Origin of the sequence: Neisseria animalis, from assembly GCF_900636515.1 — a bacterium.
GTDB classification, from domain to species: domain Bacteria; phylum Pseudomonadota; class Gammaproteobacteria; order Burkholderiales; family Neisseriaceae; genus Neisseria; species Neisseria animalis.
In genome coordinates this window covers 557,900-577,946 of the sequence record NZ_LR134287.1, presented here as the reverse complement: position 1 = coordinate 577,946, position 20,047 = coordinate 557,900, and the positions used below count along the sequence as shown (strand labels likewise).

16 protein-coding genes and 1 tRNA gene are annotated in these 20,047 nt (G+C 53.6%); 13 read left to right on the top strand and 4 right to left on the bottom strand.

Annotated elements, in window-relative coordinates:
• The first annotated feature begins 67 nt into the window (after window positions 1–67).
• The 5 genes from EL111_RS02700 (at window position 68) to EL111_RS02680 (ending at window position 5,079) form a co-directional block, all read left to right on the top strand.
• A complete protein-coding gene (locus tag EL111_RS02700; protein WP_197717780.1) occupies window positions 68–1,513 on the top strand; it encodes a DegQ family serine endoprotease in 1,446 nt (481 codons plus the stop codon).
• A 211-nt stretch (window positions 1,514–1,724) separates the two neighbouring features.
• On the top strand, window positions 1,725–3,239 hold the full coding sequence (locus EL111_RS02695; RefSeq protein ID WP_123795571.1) for a Na+/H+ antiporter NhaC family protein: 1,515 nt from the start codon (window positions 1,725–1,727) through the stop codon (window positions 3,237–3,239).
• Window positions 3,240–3,325: 86 nt separating this feature from the next.
• Complete coding sequence (nagZ, locus tag EL111_RS02690) at window positions 3,326–4,411, top strand: beta-N-acetylhexosaminidase (RefSeq protein WP_123795504.1); 1,086 nt, start codon at window positions 3,326–3,328, stop codon at window positions 4,409–4,411.
• A 118-nt stretch (window positions 4,412–4,529) separates the two neighbouring features.
• Window positions 4,530–4,934, top strand: coding sequence for a c-type cytochrome (locus EL111_RS02685; RefSeq protein WP_123795505.1), 405 nt, complete (start codon window positions 4,530–4,532; stop codon window positions 4,932–4,934).
• 69 nt (window positions 4,935–5,003) lie between these two features.
• A tRNA-Ile gene (locus EL111_RS02680) sits at window positions 5,004–5,079 on the top strand.
• Between the two features lie 364 nt (window positions 5,080–5,443).
• On the opposite strand, the gene EL111_RS02675 is transcribed toward EL111_RS02680, so the two are convergent.
• Window positions 5,444–6,967: a fumarate hydratase gene (locus tag EL111_RS02675; RefSeq protein WP_123795506.1), complete on the bottom strand. Its 1,524-nt coding sequence runs from the start codon at window positions 6,965–6,967 to the stop codon at window positions 5,444–5,446.
• A 1,016-nt stretch (window positions 6,968–7,983) separates the two neighbouring features.
• Between EL111_RS02675 and EL111_RS02670 the strand changes: the two genes are divergently transcribed.
• From EL111_RS02670 to trkA, 5 genes are all read left to right on the top strand, one after another.
• Window positions 7,984–8,619, top strand: coding sequence for a 2Fe-2S iron-sulfur cluster-binding protein (locus tag EL111_RS02670; protein WP_123795507.1), 636 nt, complete (start codon window positions 7,984–7,986; stop codon window positions 8,617–8,619).
• Window positions 8,619–10,241, top strand: a complete 1,623-nt coding sequence (locus tag EL111_RS02665; RefSeq protein ID WP_123795508.1) for an FAD-binding protein — start codon at window positions 8,619–8,621, stop codon at window positions 10,239–10,241. Before EL111_RS02670 ends, EL111_RS02665 begins: the two co-directional genes overlap by 1 nt.
• A gap of 2 nt (window positions 10,242–10,243) precedes the next feature.
• A complete protein-coding gene (locus tag EL111_RS02660; RefSeq protein ID WP_123795509.1) occupies window positions 10,244–11,500 on the top strand; it encodes a complex I 51 kDa subunit family protein in 1,257 nt (418 codons plus the stop codon).
• A 354-nt stretch (window positions 11,501–11,854) separates the two neighbouring features.
• Entirely contained in the window at window positions 11,855–13,336 is a 1,482-nt protein-coding gene (locus tag EL111_RS02655) for a DASS family sodium-coupled anion symporter (RefSeq protein ID WP_123795510.1), read from the top strand.
• A 117-nt stretch (window positions 13,337–13,453) separates the two neighbouring features.
• Window positions 13,454–14,860, top strand: coding sequence for a Trk system potassium transporter TrkA (trkA, locus tag EL111_RS02650; RefSeq protein ID WP_123795511.1), 1,407 nt, complete (start codon window positions 13,454–13,456; stop codon window positions 14,858–14,860).
• 129 nt (window positions 14,861–14,989) lie between these two features.
• Here trkA and EL111_RS02645 read toward each other — a convergent pair whose 3' ends face one another.
• Together EL111_RS02645 and EL111_RS02640 are read right to left on the bottom strand one after the other, a co-directional pair.
• Window positions 14,990–16,138 (bottom strand): 5-methyltetrahydropteroyltriglutamate--homocysteine S-methyltransferase, encoded by a 1,149-nt coding sequence (locus tag EL111_RS02645; RefSeq protein ID WP_123795512.1) that lies wholly within the window; start codon window positions 16,136–16,138, stop codon window positions 14,990–14,992.
• Window positions 16,139–16,343: 205 nt separating this feature from the next.
• Window positions 16,344–17,216 (bottom strand): YicC/YloC family endoribonuclease, encoded by an 873-nt coding sequence (locus EL111_RS02640; protein ID WP_231998401.1) that lies wholly within the window; start codon window positions 17,214–17,216, stop codon window positions 16,344–16,346.
• 103 nt (window positions 17,217–17,319) lie between these two features.
• Between EL111_RS02640 and rph the strand changes: the two genes are divergently transcribed.
• Window positions 17,320–18,048 carry a ribonuclease PH gene (gene rph, locus EL111_RS02635; RefSeq protein WP_123795513.1) on the top strand — a complete coding sequence of 243 codons (729 nt, stop codon included), beginning with the start codon at window positions 17,320–17,322 and terminating at the stop codon, window positions 18,046–18,048.
• A 181-nt stretch (window positions 18,049–18,229) separates the two neighbouring features.
• Here the strand turns inward: rph and EL111_RS02630 are convergent, their stop codons facing one another.
• Window positions 18,230–18,466, bottom strand: coding sequence for a hypothetical protein (locus tag EL111_RS02630; protein WP_123795514.1), 237 nt, complete (start codon window positions 18,464–18,466; stop codon window positions 18,230–18,232).
• 264 nt (window positions 18,467–18,730) lie between these two features.
• Between EL111_RS02630 and EL111_RS02625 the strand changes: the two genes are divergently transcribed.
• Complete coding sequence (locus EL111_RS02625) at window positions 18,731–19,507, top strand: FadR/GntR family transcriptional regulator (protein WP_123795515.1); 777 nt, start codon at window positions 18,731–18,733, stop codon at window positions 19,505–19,507.
• Between the two features lie 160 nt (window positions 19,508–19,667).
• Entirely contained in the window at window positions 19,668–19,886 is a 219-nt protein-coding gene (locus EL111_RS02620; RefSeq protein ID WP_123795516.1) for a hypothetical protein, read from the top strand.
• The last annotated feature ends 161 nt before the right edge of the window (window positions 19,887–20,047 follow it).

The following is a 20,047-nucleotide window of genomic DNA, read 5'->3' as shown; positions in this document are numbered from 1 at the left end:
CAAAATATACCGAAAAGGACACGCCGTGAGCGCACCATCTCCCTTCAAACACACCTATATCGCCCTGATGACCGCTTCCGCGCTCGCGTTGAGCGGCTGTGGCTGGTTCGGCAGCGATGAAGAACCGCAGGAAAAAGAACTGGTTCAACGTATCGAGCCTTCTGAAAAAGACGGCAGCGTCCAAATGCTGCTGCCCGACTTCGCCCAACTGGTTCAAAACGAAGGCCCTGCCGTCGTCAATATCCAAGCCGCCAAAGCCCCGCGCAATGCTGCCGACAGCAGCATGGACTTAAACCAAGTGCCCGAAAGCGATCCGTTTTACGAGTTTTTCAAACGCCTTGTGCCCAACGTGCCTGAAATTCCGCAGGACGAAGAAGCCGATGCCAACTTCGGCTCCGGATTCGTGATCAGCCAAGACGGTTATATCCTGACCAACGCACACGTTGTTTCCGGCAAAGGCAACATCAAAGTCCTCCTCAACGACAAGCGCGAATATCCCGCCAAGCTCATCGGTTCGGACGCACAATCCGACGTTGCACTGCTGAAAATCGAAGCAACCGGTCTACCCACCGTCAAAATCGGCAACCCCAAAAACCTGCGCCCGGGCGACTGGGTAGCCGCCATCGGCGCGCCTTTCGGCTTTGACAACAGCGTCACCGCCGGCATCGTATCCGCCAAAGGCCGCAGCCTGCCAAACGAAAACTACACGCCGTTTATCCAAACCGACGTTGCCATCAACCCGGGCAACTCCGGCGGCCCGCTGTTTGACCTGAAAGGTCAGGTTGTCGGCATCAACTCACAGATTTACAGCCGCAGCGGCGGTTTCATGGGCATTTCCTTTGCCATTCCGATTGATGTGGCCATGAATGTTGCCGAGCAGCTTAAAACCACCGGCAAAGTACAACGCGGCCAGCTCGGTGTCATTATCCAAGAAGTCTCTTACGATTTGGCACAATCGTTCGGCTTGGAAAAAGCCAGCGGCGCATTGATTGCCAAAGTCATGCCCAACAGCCCGGCCGCCCAAGCAGGCTTGCAGGTCGGCGACATCGTCCGCAGCGTCAACGGTGAAGAAGTCCGCTCCTCCAGCGATCTGCCGGTCATGGTCGGCGCCATGCCTCCGGGCACGGAAGTCGCGCTGGAATTGTGGCGCAAAGGCGAAAAAGTCTCCGTTAAAGTTACGCTCGGTAGCACCAATACCGCCTCGCAAATCGGCGCCGCCACGCCCGACAATCCGAACCAGCCGGCCGAAGTACAAGGTTTTGCCGTTGAAGAAGCCGGTTTGGTACTACAAATCGTCAGCGGCGGCAACAAACCCCGTTTGATTGTCAACCGTGTCAGCGGTGCGGCCGAGCGTGCAGGCTTGAAACGCGGCGACGAAATCATCGCTGTCGGACAAATCGCCGTGGACAGCGAAGCCGCTTTCCGCGAAGCGTTAGCGAACTCGGGTAAAAATGTGCCCTTATTGGTACAGCGCGGCGGCGATACGCTGTTTTTGGCCTTAAATTTGCAATAATTCAGTCATTTGATGATAGAATACCCGCTATTTATCCTAGATGGCGGGTATTTTGCCGTCAACCAATCAGCGCAGGCTTCCGGCAGCAACCTACCCATAGAATGGCTGCAAAAGGCTGTTTGCCACCATACCAACGTGATATTTTGCAGACGGCGTGTTTTCCAAGCAGACACGCCGTCTGCAAAATATCACCCAACCTTATGATATTACTATGCAATTAGTCGATTACTCACATTCGGTTCTTTCTGTCGTCCCTGCATTTCTCGCGTTGGCGCTGGCCGTTATCACCCGCCGCGTTCTGCTGTCGCTGGGCATCGGCGTTATCGTCGGCGTATTGCTGCTCACAGGCGGCAACCCTCTGGACGGCTTAACCCATCTGAAAAATCTTGCAGTCTCCCTTACATGGGCAGACGGCGCTTGGGCATTGGACAAACCGAAAATCCTGCTGTTTTTGCTGCTGCTCGGCATTTTCACTTCCCTGCTGACTTTCTCCGGCAGCAACCAAGCCTTTGCAGATTGGGCAAAACGCCACATCAAAAACCGCAGAGGCGCAAAACTGCTGACCGCCTGTCTGGTATTCGTTACCTTTATCGACGACTACTTCCATAGTCTTGCCGTGGGCGCGATTGCCCGCCCCGTTACCGACAAATTCAAAGTTTCCCGTGCCAAACTGGCCTATATTTTGGACTCCACCGCTGCGCCGATGTGCGTCTTGATGCCGGTATCCAGTTGGGGCGCCTCCATTATCGCCACCATCGCCGGCCTGCTTGTTACCTACAACATCACGGGTTATACGCCGATTGGCGCGTTCGTTTCCATGAGCCTGATGAACTACTACGCCCTGTTTGCGCTGATTATGGTGTTTGTGGTGGCATACTTCTCTTTCGACATCGGTTCGATGGCGCGGCTTGAACGTGCGGCGCTCAAGGAAAACCATGTCGCCCACGAAAATGCAGACGGCAAAACAGGCCGTGTTTACGCGCTGATTATTCCGGTTGCGGTGCTGATTGCCTCAACCCTTGCTTCCATGATGTACACCGGCGCACAAGCCTTGGAAACGTTCAGCATTTTGGGCGCATTTGAAAATACCGATGTCAATACTTCACTGGTATTCGGCGGCGTATGCGGCATTTTGGCCGTCCTGCTCTGCACATTCGGCAAAATTGATACGGCCGACTATCCGCGTGCCGTATGGGTGGGCATGAAATCCATGTTTGGCGCAATTACCATTCTGATTTTGGCTTGGCTCATCAGCAGCGTTGTCAGCGACATGAAAACCGGCGAATACCTCTCCACCTTGGTTGCCGGCAACATCAATCCGGGCTTTTTGCCGCTTATCCTGTTTTTGCTCGGCAGCGTCATGGCCTTTGCCACCGGCACCAGTTGGGGAACTTTCGGCATCATGCTGCCGATTGCCGCAGCAATGGCGGTAAAAATCGACCCGAGTCTGATTATTCCGTGTATGTCGGCAGTGATGGCCGGTGCAGTATGCGGCGACCATTGTTCACCGATTTCCGATACCACCATTCTTTCCTCCACCGGCGCACAATGTAACCACATCGATCACGTCACCACCCAGCTTCCTTACGCGCTGACCGTCGCAGCCGCTTCCGCCGTCGGCTTCCTGACGCTGGGCTTTACCCAATCCGCCCTGCTCGGTTTTGCCGTAACCGGTGTTTCCTTGGCGGTGCTGATTTTACTGTTGCGAAACAAACAAACCGCCTGATTCAAACAACCTTTTATTCGTTTTACCGAATTTTCAGACGGCATATCTTACACAATGCCGTCTGCAAAACAACGGAATGACCCGATATGACCACACCCAACCTTCCGCGCGGCCCGGTAATGGCCGATGTCCACGCCTTTCGTCTGACAGAAGAAGAAAAACAACGCCTGCTCGATCCCGCTGTCGGCGGCGTGATTCTGTTCCGCCGCAACTTTGAAAACGTCGCGCAGCTCAAAAAGCTGGTAAACGAAATCAAATCCCTCCGCACGCCCGAGCTGATTATCGCCGTCGACCACGAAGGAGGCCGCGTACAACGCTTTATCGACGGCTTTACCCGCCTGCCCGCCATGAACGTATTGGGAGAAATGTGGGACAACGAAGGCCCTGAAACCGCCAAAGCCACCGCCGAAAAAATCGGCCGGGTACTGGCCACCGAATTATCCGCCTGCGGCATCGACTTATCCTTTACCCCCGTACTGGATTTAAATTGGGGACAATGCGCCGTCATCGGCAACCGCAGCTTTCACCGAGACGCAGAAATTGTTACCGAACTGGCGCTGGCGCTACAAAAAGGCCTGAACCAAGGCGGTATGAAATCATGCGGCAAACACTTCCCCGGCCACGGATTTGTAGAAGGCGACAGCCACCACGTCTTACCCCGCGACGACCGCAGCTTAACCGAGCTGGAAGCCGCCGACATCATTCCTTTCAGCAAACTCAGCGATGCAGGCATGGCAGCCGTTATGCCCGCACACGTCGTTTATCCGCAAGTCGATTCCAACCCCGCCGGTTTTTCCGAAAAATGGCTGAAAACCATCTTACGCGACAACATCGGCTTTACAGGCGTAATTTTTTCAGACGACCTGACCATGGAAGGCGCTTGCGGTGTCGGCGGCATTAAAGAACGTGCGGAAATCTCTTTTGCAGCAGGTTGCGACATCGTACTCGTGTGCAACCGCCCCGACTTGGTGGACGAGCTGCGTCACAACTTCCAAGCCCCTGCCAACCCGGAACTGGCCAACCGCTGGCAATACATGGCAAACACCCTGACCGCCGAACAAGCGCAAGCCATCATGGAAACTGCCGAGTTCAAAGCCGCCCAAGCCCTGACCGCACAACTTGCCACACCGAAAGACACCGCAGGCGGCGTCAAAGTCGGGGAAGCATTCTAAACCTCATACCAACTTGATTTCGATTAAAATGCCGTCTGCAAAAAGCCTTTTCAGACGGCATTTAGTCTATTATGATAAAACCCATAAGAAAGCCCCCTACTTCGCCAAAGGACATGCCATGAAGCATCTTACTTTCACCTTTGCCGCCACCCTATTATTATGTTCGGCCATGCAAGCAGCACAAGCCGCCCCAACCGCCCACGTCAACAAAGGCAAGCAGCTCTACGAACGCAACTGCGCCGCCTGCCACGGCAAACAAGGAGAAGGACGCGGCACAGCATTCCCTCCGCTCTACCGTTCCGACTACATCATGAACAAACCTCAAGTACTTGCCGCCAGCATTACCAAAGGCATCAACGGCCCGATTAAAGTCAACGGCAAATCCTACAACGGCTTTATGCCCGCCATCGCCCTCAACGATGCCGATGCCGCCGCCATCGCGACCTACGTCATGAATGCCTTCGACAACGGCGGCGGTACCATTACCGAACAACACATCCGCCAGTCCCGCCATAAAAAATAAAACACACCGTTCCTCCACACAGCATTGCCCAAGCTGTAATTTATGATACAATACGCCCCTACTCTGACCGGGTCTGTAGCTCAGGGGTTAGAGCAGGGGACTCATAATCCCTTGGTCGTGGGTTCGAAACCCACCGGACCCACCAAATTCAAAGCCGTCTGCATATTACTTTGCAGACGGCTTTTTTACGGCCTTAATCACCCCATGATACAGAATGAAACACAGTATAGTCGAATAAAATAAGAATGAGACAAGGCAGCGAAGCCGCAGACAGTACACATAGTACGGCAAGGCAAAGCAACGCTGTATCATTCTTATTTTAAATGGCTATAAAAGCCGTATCCTGCTGTATTCAATAACTATATTTGGCAAAACCTACCGTATGGCAATCATAAAAGCCGTCTGCAAAACTGCCTCCAAACAGAAGGTTTGAGGAGCCATTTTGCAGACGGCTTGCTAAGGCGCGGATTGTTATTGTTTACCGCAATCCGCGCAATACTGTATTACTTTTAACTTTGCACCGGAATAATACCGATTTTGGCCTGCCATTGGCGCGGTGCAATGGCGTGGATGGACTGGCCGTTGCTGTCCACAGCCACCGTTACCGGCATGTCTTTGACTTCAAATTCGTAAATCGCTTCCATGCCCAATTCCGGGAACGCCAATACTTTGGACGATTTAATCGCTTTGGCCACCAGATAAGCTGCGCCGCCTACCGCCATCAGGTAAGTGGCTTTGTTGTCGGCGATGGCTTCGCAAGTTGCCGCGCCGCGTTCGGATTTGCCGATCATGCCCAAGAGGCCGGTTTGTTCCAGCATTTGACGGGTAAATTTGTCCATGCGGGTAGCGGTGGTCGGGCCTGCGGGGCCGACTACTTCGTCGCCGACAGGATCGACCGGGCCGACGTAGTAAATCAGGCGGTTGGTGAAGTCAACCGGCAGTTGCTCGCCTTTGTCGAGCATATCCACCAAGCGTTTGTGGGCGGCATCGCGGCCGGTCAGGATTTTGCCGTTGAGCAGCAGTACATCGCCGGTTTTCCAAGTGGCCACTTCTTCTTTGGTCAATTCGTCTACATTGACGCGTTTGCCGTTGTCGGGGCTGTAGGTGATGTCCGGCCAGTCTTCCAAGCTGGGCGGTGTCAGTACCGCTGGGCCTGAGCCGTCGAGTTCGAATTCAACGTGGCGGGTGGCCGCGCAGTTCGGAATCATGGCAATCGGCTTGGATGCCGCGTGGGTCGGGTAGTCGAGGATTTTCACGTCCAACACGGTGGTCAGGCCGCCCAAGCCTTGTGCGCCGATACCGAGTGCGTTTACTTTTTCAAACAGTTCCAAACGCAGGGCTTCGGTAGTGCTCAATTCTGCGCCGGATGCGGCTTTGGCTTGCAATTCGTGGATGTCGACATGGCTCATCAGCGACTCTTTCGCCATCAGCATGGCTTTTTCGGGCGTGCCGCCGATACCGATGCCGAGAATACCCGGCGGACACCAGCCCGCACCCATGGTCGGAATGGTTTTGATGACCCAGTCGACGATGTTGTCGGACGGGTTCAGCATGGCCAGTTTGGATTTGTTTTCAGAGCCGCCGCCTTTGGCCGCACAGGTGATTTCGACTTTATCGCCCGGCACGATGCTCATGTGGATCACGGCGGGGGTGTTGTCTTTGGTGTTTTGGCGTTTGCCGGCAGGATCGGCCAAAACGGAAGCGCGCAGGGTATTGCCTTCCCAAGTGTAGGCGCGGCGCACACCTTCGTTTACCATGTCTTCCACGCTCATTTCGGCATCCCATTGCACGTTCATGCCGACTTTCAGGAATACGGTGGCGATACCGGTGTCTTGGCAGATCGGACGCTTGCCTTCGGCACACATGCGGCTGTTGACCAGAATCTGCGTCATCGCATCTTTGGCGGCGGGATTTTCTTCTTTTTTCCAAGCCTCGTAGAGTGCGTCGATATAGTCTTTCGGATGATAATAGCTGATGAATTGGAAGGCATCGCAAATACTGCGGATGAAATCCTCTTGTTTGATCATGGTCATGGTTGTTCCTTTTGGTATCGGGGTAATGGAAAGGCAAAACTCATTTGCCACACCGCTCCGGTTGTGAAAACACTCTGTTTGCAGACGGCATGTTTCGGTTATCCGTAAAGATGCCGACGCGCATTCCGTTTCCGGCAAGCGGCTATTTTATCAATTCTGCGGTTTTTTATGGAATTTAATAACCCATTATTTTTATCAGAGTTTGAGAGCTGCAATCGGCAGTTTATAGTCCTTTGGCACAAAATGATACTTGCTCAAAAAGAGGGCTTTACCAAACTGCTGAAACAGCAAGTCCGCCGTCCTGTACTGTCCGTACCGTCTGCGGCTTTGCTGTCCTGCCCCATTTTGTGCTGTCCGACTACACAGCAACCCCGCTTAAGAGAAAACAGACGGAGGGAAGGCAAACTCCGTCTATTTACAGACGGCCTTACCGACTGTTTCAGGCAGCGGTATGATTGTGTAAACAAAAGCCCTGCCTGCCGGAATAAATTTGACTGAAATCAAACCTCCGTCACTTTATGAAACTTTACAACAAACACCCCGATAGCCCAACTTTTTAATTTTTACTTTACTTTTCAAACAAATAAAAACAATCTCAAAAACCTGATAATAAAATCCAATCGTATCCGTTATTTTTCCTGATATAAAATACCCAAAAGAATTACTCATATTTCCTATAAAAAACAAAATATTAAATTTTACAGACGGCCTTTTGGGCAATTATTTTATTTACAATCCTTCATGCCGTCTGTAAAAACGTCTCCCGACACTCCTTCTCAAAAATCCCCCTGATTTCTGCTACACTCTTCCTTGCAAAACAAACATTGATTTATTTGGAAAATTACAAGCAACACTTCAGAATTTTCAAATAAATCAAATGTAATAAAAATACAAATCTTAACCACCGCCGTTTTCAAACCGGGGCAAACGGATATTTGCCTTGATGTCCGCCATGCTCCGCTTTCCGCATGGAGAAATGCGGCAACATCCGGCGGTTATCCAAACAGGACACAACCATGAGTGATTTGATTACCCTAACCATTGACGGCCACGAAGTCAAAGCCTCTCCCGACTCGTCCATTATCCAAGCCTATGCCCGCTCGGGCAGTGCGCTGACAGCCAATGTCGGCTGTATGGGACAAGGCGTATGCGGCTCCTGCCGATGCATGATCCGAAAGGAAGGCGACCGTGAAGTGACCACTGCCCTCGCCTGCGAAACCAAAGTCGAAGCAGGTATGCAGGTCAGCTTCATCGACTACTTTATTCCGGAACATATCCAGTATTACGATGTCAAAGCAGTCGGCGACGGCTGGAACTGGCTCGACGATACCGCCAAAGCCTTCCCAGAAGCGCAACACTGCCGCCATTGCGGCGGCTGCAACCGTGCCTGCCCGAAAGGTTTGCAGGTGGAGGCAGGAGTGGCGCAAGTGGTATCCGGTGATTTCGGTGCCGCTTCCGATACCTTCGACCAATGTGTGATGTGCAACCTCTGCACCTTGTCCTGCCCGGAGCACATCCGTCCGAACCACTTGGGCTTGTTCGCCCGCCGCATGCAGGCTGCGCGGACTTTGCGCCCTGTCGACCTGATGCGCCGGCTTCAGGAAATCGACAGCGGCAAAATGACCGTTACCTTTGAAGAGGAGGCTGTGTAATGACTCGGAAACCGACCGGTATCGATTACGAAACCGCCCTGAAAAACCTGCGCGAATCTTCATTGGAACTGCGCGGCGACCTGCCCGCCAAAGAAGAATTATTAAGCAAATACCATCCCGACTACCAAGCCGGTGCGCGCGTGAAGCTGCCCATCGGTCCGAATGCGGGCGACTACTGCCACCCCGACTTGGCCAAACTGCTGACCAGCCAACCCTTGATTGACGACTACGATTTATCCGGTGCCGTGCATTTGAATACCGATGTTTTGGTAATCGGCGGCGGCGGTGCGGGCGCGGCGGCGGCATTGTCGGCTGCCGAAGCAGGTGCGCGTGTGATTATGGCCAACAAACTGCGTATCGGCGACAGCAATACTGTGATGGCCGAAGGCGGTATGCAGGCGGCAGTCGGTGCCGACGACAGCCTGCAGCAACATTTCGACGACACCATCAAAGGCGGCCATAACGCTGCGAAAAAAGAGCTGGTCGCGCAAATGGTAACCGACGCACCGTCTGCCGTGCGCTGGCTGATTGGCTTGGGCATGACGTTTGATCTGGCCAAAGGCGAAGGCAGCAACGGCCATCTGAGCCGCAAACGCGCAGGCGGCACCACCGTACCGCGCATCCTGCACTACCGCGACTTTACCGGCTTGGAAATGATGCGCGTGCTGCGCGAAGCAGTGGAACTCGATGAAAACATCACCCAGCTCAACCGCCACCCCGCCATCGAACTGCTGTCGGACGAACACGGCCGCTGTGTCGGCGCGATTCTCTACGATCTGGAAAAACGCACACTGGTTTTGGTGCATGCCAAATCCGTAGTATTGGCAACCGGCGGCAGCGGCCGTCTGCATCTGCAGGGATTTGCCACTTCCAACCATTACGGTGCGACAGCAGACGGCTTGGTCATGGCATACCGTATCGGTGTCAAACTGCGCGATGTAGACTCCTTCCAATACCATCCGACCGGAGTCGCCCATCCGCCGCATTTGGCCGGTGCGCTGATTTCCGAAGCCGTGCGCTCTGCCGGCACCAAATTGGTTAACGGTTTGGGCGAGCGTTTTGTTGACGAACTGCAACCGCGCGATGTCGTGGCCGCAGCCATTCTGCGCGAAGTAGCCGAAGGCCGGGGCGTGGAGCGCGACGGTCAGGCCGGTGTTTTCCTAGATACGCCGCGTCTGATTGCAAACGATCCCGACGTATTGAACCGTTTGGTTACGCTGGGACACGTTGCCCACAAATGCGGCATTGATCCGGCAGCCGAACCGATGATGATTCACCCTACCCTGCACTACCAAAACGGCGGTATGGAAATCAACGGCGACGGCTCGACCTCTGTTCCGGGTCTGTACGGCGCGGGAGAAGTCACAGGCGGCATTCACGGGCGCAACCGCCTGATGGGCAACGCACTCTTAGACATCATCAGTTTCGGCCGCCGCGCCGGCATTGCCGCCGCCACATCCGGCCTGCCGCTGAAAAAAGTACGCGGCGGCGTGGACCATGTCCACAACCTGCAACGCGAAATGACCCGTGCCGGTCTGCACAGCGATGTCAAAGCACCGGTACTCTATCCCGACTACGGCAAATTCGATTTGCGCGAACACGCAGGCTTGCAAGGAGAATAATCATGAATCAGGCAAATCAAAACCTACTGCACCCGTCACGCCGCGTCGGTGCGGATTTGGCGGCATGGCGCAAAGTCGGCGGCGGAAAAGGCCTGCTGGCTGCCTTGGCCGATCCTGAAAACATCATCGCCACATTGCAGGAAGCGAATCTTTGCGGCATGGGCGGTGCAGGTTTTCCGACTTGGCGCAAGTGGGAAGCCGCTGTAGCGGCGAAAAGCAAAAACGGTGACAAATACGTTGTCTGCAACGCCAACGAAGACGAACCGGGCACCTTCAAAGACCGCGTACTGCTGGCGGAAACGCCGCACCAGGTCATCGAAGGCGTGTTGGTTGCCGCCGTAGCCTGCCGTGCCAACAAAGCGGTTTTGTATGTCAACCCGCACCAAACCGAATCCATCGCCTCGCTCACGCCCGCCATCGAAGAATGGAAAAAAAGCGATTTGTTCATCCGCATTGAAAACTATTTGGGCAAACCGTTGGATTTACAGTTGGTAAAAACCTCCGGACGCTATATCGGCGGAGAAGAAACCGCCGTCATCTCCTGGCTGGAGGGCAATTTCCCGTTTCCGCGCCGCAAACCGCCGTTTCCGGCAGAAAGCGGCGTATTCGGCGCACCGACACTGATCAACAACACCGAAACCTTCGCCAATATTCCGCAAATCCTCGCCAACGGTGCCGAATGGTATCGGAATTTGGGCTTGGGCGATGCCGCAGGAACCAAGCTGTACTCACTCTCCGGAGACGTACTGAATCCGGGGCTGTACGAGCTGCCGATGGGCACTACCCTGCACGAGCTGATTTACGTCCACGGCGGCGGCATGCTGGAAGGCCGTACCTTTAAAGCCGTATTTACCGGAGGCCCGTCGAATACGCTTCTGACCGCCAAAGATTTGGATGTACCGCTGGACTTCGTTTCCGTGCGCGAACGCAAATCCAGCCTCGGCACCGGCGCGATGATTGTCATCTCGGAAGGCACCAGCGTCGTGCGGAAAGTATCGGAATATGTGGAATTTTTCGCCGCCAACTCCTGCGGCCAGTGCCCGCCCTGCAAAGGCGGCACATTCCAACTTTCCCGCCTCCTCAACCGCGTTGATACCGGCATCGGCACTTCCGACGACCTTCAGGCTCTGCAAAGCCTGTGCAAGCTGCTGCCGCACAGCGGCCGCTGCGGCCTGATCGACGGCGCGGTAACCGTATTGCAGAGCTCTTTGCGTACCTTTCCCGAAGAGTACGGCTTGCCGGACGGACAGGAACAGTAATTTTGCAGACGGCCCCATCCGTTTGAGGCCGTCTGAAAAAACGCCCGGCATCAAGGCAGATTGGAAATACAGGCATACCGCAACCGCCGGAATATCCGCAACCCGTCTGCCGCACGGGTAATAAAACGTTCCGATACACACTCCGGATTTGCATCAAACAACGAAAGATTATTTTGCAGACGGCCTCAAGTATCTCAGGCCGTCTGCAAACCGATTTCACTTTTATAGTCGAATAAAATAAGAATGAGACAAGGCAGCGAAGCCGCAGACAGTACACATAGTACGGCAAGGCAAAGCAACGCTGTATCATTCTTATTTTAAATGACTATATTTTTATCCTTCAGGAGATTCAACATGGGCTTTAAGCCGATTCCCGCAGCAGCCGCATTGGTGCTGACGCTGCTTATCTGGTTCGTCATTCCGATACCGGAAGGCGTATCACCGCAGGCTTGGCATCTGCTGGCTTTGTTTGTCGGCATCATCGCCGGCATCATCGGCAAAGCCATGCCGATTGGCGCAATGGCGATTCTGGGCATCACGCTGGTTGCACTGACCGGCGTGACCGTACCCGAGCTGGCAGACGGCGAGCCGGTCAAAAATCCGGCCGGACAAGCCATTAAAGACGCCTTAAGCAGCCTCAACAACTCGCTGATTTGGATGATTGGTATCGCCATCATCATTTCCCGCGGCCTCTTGAAAACCGGCCTCGGTATGCGCATCGGCTATCTGTTGATTTCCCTGTTTGGCAAACGCACACTGGGCGTGGGCTACAGCCTTGCGCTGGCAGACTTGGTAATCGGGCCGGTCACACCTTCCAACACCGCACGCGGCGGCGCGATTGTGCACCCGATTATGAAATCCATTGCCTTAAGTTTCGACTCCGATCCCGAAAAAGGCACGGAAAACAAAATCGGCAAATACCTCTCATTGGTCAACTTTCACGCCAACGTCATTACCTGCCTGATGTTCATCACCGCCACCGCCCCCAATCCTCTGGTGGTCGAATTGGTTGCCAAAGCCACCCATTCCGATATTCATCTCTCTTGGGGCACATGGTTTCTGGCCATGCTCCTGCCCGGTCTGGTTGCCATGTTGCTGATGCCGCTGGTGCTGTACCTCATCTTCCCGCCCGAAATCAAACAAACTCCGAACGCCACCACATTAGCCAAAGAGCAGCTTGCACAAATGGGGCCGATGAAGCGCGAAGAAAAAACCATGCTCGGCATTTTCATCATCTTGCTGCTGTTGTGGGCAGGCGTACCCGAAATGCTGTTCGGCATCAAAGTCGACGCCACCGCCACCACTTTTCTCGGTCTGTCGCTGTGTTTGCTGACCGGCATTCTGACTTGGGAAGACGCTCTGAAAGAAAAAAGCGCGTGGGACACCATCGTATGGTTTGCCGCCTTAGTGATGATGGCCAACTTCCTCAACAAACTCGGCTTAATCGGCTGGTTATCTGATTCCCTGCAAGCCGGTATTTCCGGCATGGGTTTGGGTTGGGAAGCAGGTTGCGCCCTTCTGATGCTTGCCTATCTTTACGCCCACTACGTTTTCGCCAGCGGCACGGCACACGTTACCGCCATGTTCGGCGCATTCTACGGCGCAGGCTTGGCACTTGGCGCACCGCCCATGCTGTTTGCCCTGATGATGGCTGCCGCCACCGGCATCATGATGTCGCTGACCCACTACGCCACCGGTTCTGCTCCCGTTATCTACGGATCAAACTACACCACCATGACCGAATGGTGGAAAGCCGGTTTCATCATGAGCGTTTTAGAACTCCTGATTTTCGCCACCGTCGGCTTAGCTTGGTGGAACATATTGGGCTACTGGTAAAACCCGTCCGCACGGGCGATATGCGCGGAAAAGGCCGTCTGCAAATGCAGCAATGCTGCTTTCAGACGGCCTTTTGTTATACAATTCCCCTATTCTTATCTTCACAAACAGATTATCGTGAAAATCCTGATTCTCGGCAGCGGCCAAGTCGGCTCTACGGTGGCGCAAAACCTTGCCCAACTGCCCAGCAACGACGTTACCATCATCGACATCGATGAGAAAGCCTTGCAACTCATCGGCAGCCGCTGCGATGTACAAACCATTACCGGCAACGGTGCTTCGCCATTTGTACTGGAGCGGGCGGGCGCGGCAGACGCTGATTTGCTGCTGGCACTAACCCGCAGCGACGAAACCAATATTGTTGCCTGCAAAATCGCTGCCGACTTATTCAATATCCCGAGCCGCATTGCCCGCGTCCGTTCCCGCGAATATTTGGAATACCGCGTGGACACCGATGAAGAAGGCGAAGGTAACAGTTTGGGGGTATTCAACATTACCGAAACCATCAGCCCCGAACAGTTGGTCACCGAACAATTAGTCGGCTTACTGAGCTACACCAGCGCGTTGCAGGTTTTAAATTTTGCAGACGACCGCGTGCGTATGGTGGTGGTGCAGGCACGTTTGGGCGGCTTGCTGGTGAATAAAGAAATCGCCGAAATCAACGCGCACCTGCCGGACGGTGTAGACTGCCAAATCTGTGCGATTTACCGCAACAACCGCTTAATAGTGCCCACACCGCAAACCGTTATTATCGAAGGCGATGAAGTATTTTTTGTAGCCAGCAGCGACAATGTCAACGCCATCATGCGCGAACTGCGGCCGAAAGAAGCACGCAACCGCCGCATCATGATTGCCGGCGGCGGCAACATCGGCTATCGCTTGGCAAAAGAATTGGAATCCCAATACGACATCAAAATTATTTCACGCAATGCCGGCAGAGCCGAGTGGTTGGCGGAAAACCTTGACAATACGCTGGTTTTGCAAGGCTCGGCAACCGATGAATCCCTGCTTGCCGAAGAATATATTGATGAAATCGATGTCTATTGCGCGCTGACCAACGACGATGAAAACAACATCATGTCCGCATTATTGGCGAAAAATCTCGGCGCCAAGCGCGTGATTGCCATCGTCAACCGTTCCAGCTATGTAGATTTGCTGGAAGGTAATAAAATCGATATTGCCGTTTCGCCGCATCTGATTACCATCGGCTCGATACTCGCGCACATCCGTCGGGGCGATGTCGTAGCGGTTCACCCTTTGCGGCGCGGTACGGCGGAGGCGATTGAAGTGGTGGTACACGGCGATAAAAATACCTCTGCGATTGTCGGCCGCCGCATCAGTGAAGTCGAATGGCCGCACGGCTGCCACTTTGCCGCTTTGGTACGCGATAACGAAGTGATTATGGGACACCATGAAGAAGCGGTTTTACAGGAAGGCGATCATGTTATTTTCTTTGTCGCCCGCCGCCGCGTCCTGCGCGAATTGGAAAAACTCATTCAGGTAAAAATGGGCTTTTTCGGCTGAGCCGTCCGCCGCTTAGCCCTCACAACACCTTACCGGCAAACAAAGGCCGTCTGCAAAATCTCGGAAACGGTTGAAACCTTACCCCGCATTTTGCAGACGGCCTTTATCGGAATGATGGATTAAGCAGGCTTATTTGTCGCCCCACACTTCATCAACAATCTCTCGAATCAATTCCAATTTTTTCCATTGGTCCTCTTCGGTCAGCACATTGCCCTCTTCCGTTGAAGCGAAACCACATTGCGGGCTGAGGCAGAGCTGGTTGATGTCCACATATTTCGCGGCTTCTTGAATACGCTCGATGATGACGGCTTTATCTTCCAAGTCGCCGTTTTTGGAGGTGACCAAACCCAAAACAACCTGCTGGTCTTTGATAAAACGCAAAGGCTTGAAATCACCGGCGCGGTCGCTGTCGTACTCCAAGAAGAAACCGTCAACATGGCAGCCGCCAAACAGAATCTCGGCAACCGGCTCGTAACCGCCGCTGGAGAACCAAGTAGAACGGAAATTGCCGCGGCAGATATGCATGGTGATGACCATATCGGCAGGTGCGGCGGCTCGGACTTCATTAATCATTTGCACATAACGCTTGGCAACCGCGTCCACGTTCACGCCTTGCGACGCATACAGCGCGCGTTTTTCTTCCGAGCAGAACTCGCCCCAAGCGGTATCGTCCAACTGCAAAATACGGCAGCCGGCGGCATACAGCGCGTTGACGGCATCAATATAGGCGGCAGTCGTATCGGCAAACAACTGCTCCTCATTGCCCGCATAACGCTCAATCAACTTGGGATTGGGGGTTCGCACGCAGGTAATCAGGTGCAACATACTCGGCGAAGGAATGGTAAATTTCACCGGATAATCGCCTGCCGCTTTCTGCAAACCTTTGAAATGGTCAATAAACGGGTGTACTTTAGGGAAAGCGATTTTATCGGTAATTTTCAAGGTTACCGGGCGGTGCATATGCGCTTTGAATTGAGTGCTGTATTCTTTGGTATCTTCCAATTCCACGCCCAGCAGCTCAAACAGAAAATCCAAATGCCACCAAGTGCGGCGGAACTCGCCATCGGTTACATTCGGCAGCCCGACGGCTTTCTCCTTGGCAACCAGTTGCGCCACTTCCGTATCTTCTACCGCGTGCAGCTCTTCAACCGAACAATCGCCGCACGCGCATTGGCGGCGCGCCTGTTTGATGGCATCAGGGCGGAGGAAGCTGCCGACAATATCGAAACGGTAAGGCGCGCGATCGCGCAGGGTGGCTTGGGGAAAGAGTTTGCTCATGTCGCTATCCTTTTTATATTTATATCCGGTACGGTTATTGTTAAACGGTTATCGGCTTTCAGTATAACAGAAACCCGCACGGCAAAGTCGGCTGTGCGGGCAAATGCCGTCTGAAAAATTCAGAGGTTAAAGATGAATTTGTTTCATACCGGCCGGCGTCTGCCCAATATCCGATACGTTTTTGCAGACGGCCTTTGACATCATCTTACTCGATATTCTGCACCTGTTCGCGCATCTGCTCAATCAACACTTTCAATTCGACCGAAGCCTGAGTACATTCCGCCGCAATCGCCTTGCTGCCCAAAGTATTCGCCTCGCGGTTAAGCTCCTGCATCAGAAAATCCAAGCGTTTGCCCGCACTGCCTTTGCCCTCGGTAACAATGCGGCGCACTTCGCCGATATGGGTACGCAGACGGCTGAACTCCTCATCGACATCCGACTTCTGGATAAACAGTGCAAATTCCTGCTGCAGGCGGTCGTTATCGATATTGCCCACCGCCTCGGCCAAGCGCGCACGCACTTTTTCCATATGCGCTTCCAAAAGATCCGGAAACTTCTTACTTAATTCATCGACGATTTCAGTCATACCGTCCAAACGCTGCAACAAATGTTCCGCCAGCTTTTTACCCTCGCGGGCGCGGGCGGAGGAGAAATCCTGCAAGGCTTGCGACAACAAAGCCTGCACGGTTTTGGCAAACACTTCCGTATCCTCGTTTTGGCTCGCCAGCACCCCGGGGAATTTCAAAATATCCGCCACCGTCAGTTTGCCCAAACCTTCATGCTGTTTGCGCCATTGCTTGTTGAGTTTGGCAAGCCGATCAACCAACTCCTGATTTACCGCCAAACCCTGCCCGCCCTGTACAATATCCTGTACCTGTATGCGGCATTCCAATTTACCGCGGACTGCCGCCGCCGCAATCTGCTCGCGCAACGCGCCTTCCAGATGGCGCAAATCCTCCGGCATACGGAATTGCACGTCCAAATAACGGTGGTTGACTGCACGGATTTCCAAATTAATGCGTTTGCTGCCGCATTCGCCGGCCACATTCGCAAAACCGGTCATACTTTTGATATTCATGTTTTACTCCGTTTCCAAATCAATAACGAGTGAAAGTACCTGAGAATATAGCACATTCCCCGCATGGTATAATTGTGCCGCACCAAATTTTAAGGAAAACCCCATGAACTGCATCCGCACGACCCGCGCCGCCGACAGCCTGCGCGACATCAAAATCACTCCCGACTTCCTGCCGCACGCCGACGGTTCGGTATTGATCGAATGCGGCAACACCAAAGTCATCTGCACCGCCTCCATCGATGAAAATGTCCCGCCTTTTCTGCGCGGCAAAGAACAAGGCTGGGTCACCGCCGAATACGGCATGCTGCCTGCCTCCACCGCCTCGCGCATGCGCCGCGAAGCCGCTGCCGGCAAACAGTCCGGCCGCACTCAAGAAATCCAGCGGCTTATCGGCCGCTCCTTACGCGCCGTGGTCGACATGAAAAAACTGGGCGAACGCCAAATCCTAATCGACTGCGACGTTATCCAAGCCGACGGCGGCACGCGCACCGCCTCGATTACCGGCGCATTCGTCGCCCTGCAAATGGCGGTTGACAAACTGCTTTCAGACGGCCTGATCAGCGAAAACCCGATTACCGAAGCCGTAGCCGCCGTATCCGTAGGCGTAGTCGGCGGCGTACCGCTGCTGGATTTGGATTATCCTGAAGATTCCGGCTGCGACAGCGATGTCAACATCGTCATGACCGCATCCGGCAAAATCATCGAAATCCAAGGCACGGCGGAAGGCGCACCGTTTTCCCTCGACGAGTTGGGCAAACTGATTGCGTTGGGACAAAAAGGCATTGCCGAATTGGTGCAACACCAGCAAAAAGCACTGGCAACACAACAATAATGCCGTCTGCAAAACCGCATCTTACCGCCCACACAGCCAAACAGCCCGAATCACATTCGGGCTGTTTTTTTTGCAGACGGCATATTTTACAGACGGCATCACCGCGTATGCCGTCTGTAAAATATGCCTGCCGATTCTCCGCTTATCATGCGGCCTGATAAAGCGGATTTTCAGGGAATTATCAGGTTTTGGGTCGGAATAGCGTGAGCATGCCTGCAATAAAGAAACCTGCCACACAAGCAATAGCCGCAGTCAAAGGCGAAACACATACAAGCGCAAATGCCGCAATCGGCATACTCACCACAAGCGACAATAAAGGAAGGGAAGGGTCAAACAGATTATAGAAAATCCAGCCTGCTGTTGCCAAGTTCAGCAAGACAAAGACACACCACATCATCACTTCGGCTAAATCTATCACATCATACTGCCTTTTTTCCGAACTTTGCCTATCCACAAACGCCCCCTTTCAACACTGATACTTTGGCATCAAACATTTGAAATATCAAACAAATCAACCATCAACACAGCCGTCTGCAAAACCATTCGTAGCGCAGGTGTACCAAGACGGTTGACCGTAAAAATGCCGCTTCGTTACAATACGCTTTAATTGGTTAGACCAATTTCCCAACCAACCGACAACACCCATCTCCGCCGCGCCAAGCAGCCGTACCGACCAGACCAGATGAGCAAATTTATCCGCCCCAAAAAAATCAGCGACCAAATTTTAGCCGTATTGGAAGAACGCATCGCCTCCGGCGAATACCCGGAGGGCAGCCGCATTCCGCCCGAACGTGTACTGGCGGAAGAATTTGGCGTATCCCGTCCGTCTGTCCGTGCAGCCTTAGCCGTATTGGTCTCGCGAAAAATCATGGAAGCGCGACATGGCGACGGCTATTACGTTTCCACCCGCACTCGTCAGGACTTTCTGCAAAGCTGGCAGGAGCTGCTGGGCAAACATTCCCACTGGGAACACGATGTGTACGATTTCAGCCGCCATTTGGAAGGCATGATGGCAGGGCTGGCGGCCGAACGGCGCACCGATACGGACCTCGAACGCATTGCCTTTTGGCTGGAAAACTTTGAAACCGCCTGCGCCGAAAACAATCTCGAACATCAGGCAGAAGCCGACTCCAGCTTCCACCAAGCCATTGCCGATGCCACCCACAATATCCTGTTCGGCCATCTTTCCGGCAGCCTGCTCCATATGCTCTACCGGCAGACGCGCAGCACCATTATCCGCGACAACCAATCGGAAAACCCGCGCCCTACCCTTATCCGCCAACACCGCGCGCTCTTTGAAGCCATCAAAGAAGGGAACAGCGCGCTCGCCGCACAAACCGCGCAAAACCACTTGGATTTTGTTTCCGACAGCCTCAGGGAAGGCCGTACCTACCGAAGCCGTTGTGAACACGCAGGTCATTTGGCACAAAATGATTTGGATAAAGTCAAAAACTGGTAAACTGTGTCGGGAAGCACAAAATGAGACAAGGCAGCCAAGCCGCAGACCGTACAGACCATACAGGTCGGCAGGCTTGTTGTTTCAGTAGTTCCGCTCCCTTTGAGCAACACCTGATCATTCTGTGTTACATAACGATACACCCCAAGAAAAAGGACAAAGCATGAAAAACCTGTTCCCGATTCTCGCCCTCGCCGCTCTGTTGAGTGCCTGTGCCTCCAACGACCATGCGCCCAAACCGCGCAAACTGACTACTGCCGAGGCCATTGCCGAATGTATCAAAAGCAGCGGCACCACCGACCGCGCCTTATTTGATGCCTGCATGAAAGATAAGGGCTACCAACGCAAAGCCATGCCGTCTGCATCTGCCGAAACCATGTAGACACGTTTTCCGTATTGAATATACCGCGACCATAAATCCACCCTATCCCTTGCAGCGCAGGATATTGTTCCCTGCCGATAAAAGCGATACCGGCTTGCATCTTGCTTATCCGATACATCAAACATCATCATGCCCAGCAAGAATGAAGAAAAGGCCGTCTG

What these genes read in the sequence shown, in the direction of transcription:
- EL111_RS02700 (WP_197717780.1), top strand. Translation starts at nt 68, where the DNA reads ATGACCGCTTCCGCGCTCGCGTTGAGCGGCTGTGGCTGGTTCGGCAGC.
- EL111_RS02695 (WP_123795571.1), top strand. Translation starts at nt 1,725, where the DNA reads ATGCAATTAGTCGATTACTCACATTCGGTTCTTTCTGTCGTCCCTGCA.
- nagZ (WP_123795504.1), top strand. Translation starts at nt 3,326, where the DNA reads ATGACCACACCCAACCTTCCGCGCGGCCCGGTAATGGCCGATGTCCAC.
- EL111_RS02685 (WP_123795505.1), top strand. Translation starts at nt 4,530, where the DNA reads ATGAAGCATCTTACTTTCACCTTTGCCGCCACCCTATTATTATGTTCG.
- EL111_RS02675 (WP_123795506.1), bottom strand. Translation starts at nt 6,967, where the DNA reads ATGACCATGATCAAACAAGAGGATTTCATCCGCAGTATTTGCGATGCC.
- EL111_RS02670 (WP_123795507.1), top strand. Translation starts at nt 7,984, where the DNA reads ATGAGTGATTTGATTACCCTAACCATTGACGGCCACGAAGTCAAAGCC.
- EL111_RS02665 (WP_123795508.1), top strand. Translation starts at nt 8,619, where the DNA reads ATGACTCGGAAACCGACCGGTATCGATTACGAAACCGCCCTGAAAAAC.
- EL111_RS02660 (WP_123795509.1), top strand. Translation starts at nt 10,244, where the DNA reads ATGAATCAGGCAAATCAAAACCTACTGCACCCGTCACGCCGCGTCGGT.
- EL111_RS02655 (WP_123795510.1), top strand. Translation starts at nt 11,855, where the DNA reads ATGGGCTTTAAGCCGATTCCCGCAGCAGCCGCATTGGTGCTGACGCTG.
- EL111_RS02645 (WP_123795512.1), bottom strand. Translation starts at nt 16,138, where the DNA reads ATGAGCAAACTCTTTCCCCAAGCCACCCTGCGCGATCGCGCGCCTTAC.
- EL111_RS02640 (WP_231998401.1), bottom strand. Translation starts at nt 17,216, where the DNA reads ATGAATATCAAAAGTATGACCGGTTTTGCGAATGTGGCCGGCGAATGC.
- rph (WP_123795513.1), top strand. Translation starts at nt 17,320, where the DNA reads ATGAACTGCATCCGCACGACCCGCGCCGCCGACAGCCTGCGCGACATC.
- EL111_RS02625 (WP_123795515.1), top strand. Translation starts at nt 18,731, where the DNA reads ATGAGCAAATTTATCCGCCCCAAAAAAATCAGCGACCAAATTTTAGCC.
- EL111_RS02620 (WP_123795516.1), top strand. Translation starts at nt 19,668, where the DNA reads ATGAAAAACCTGTTCCCGATTCTCGCCCTCGCCGCTCTGTTGAGTGCC.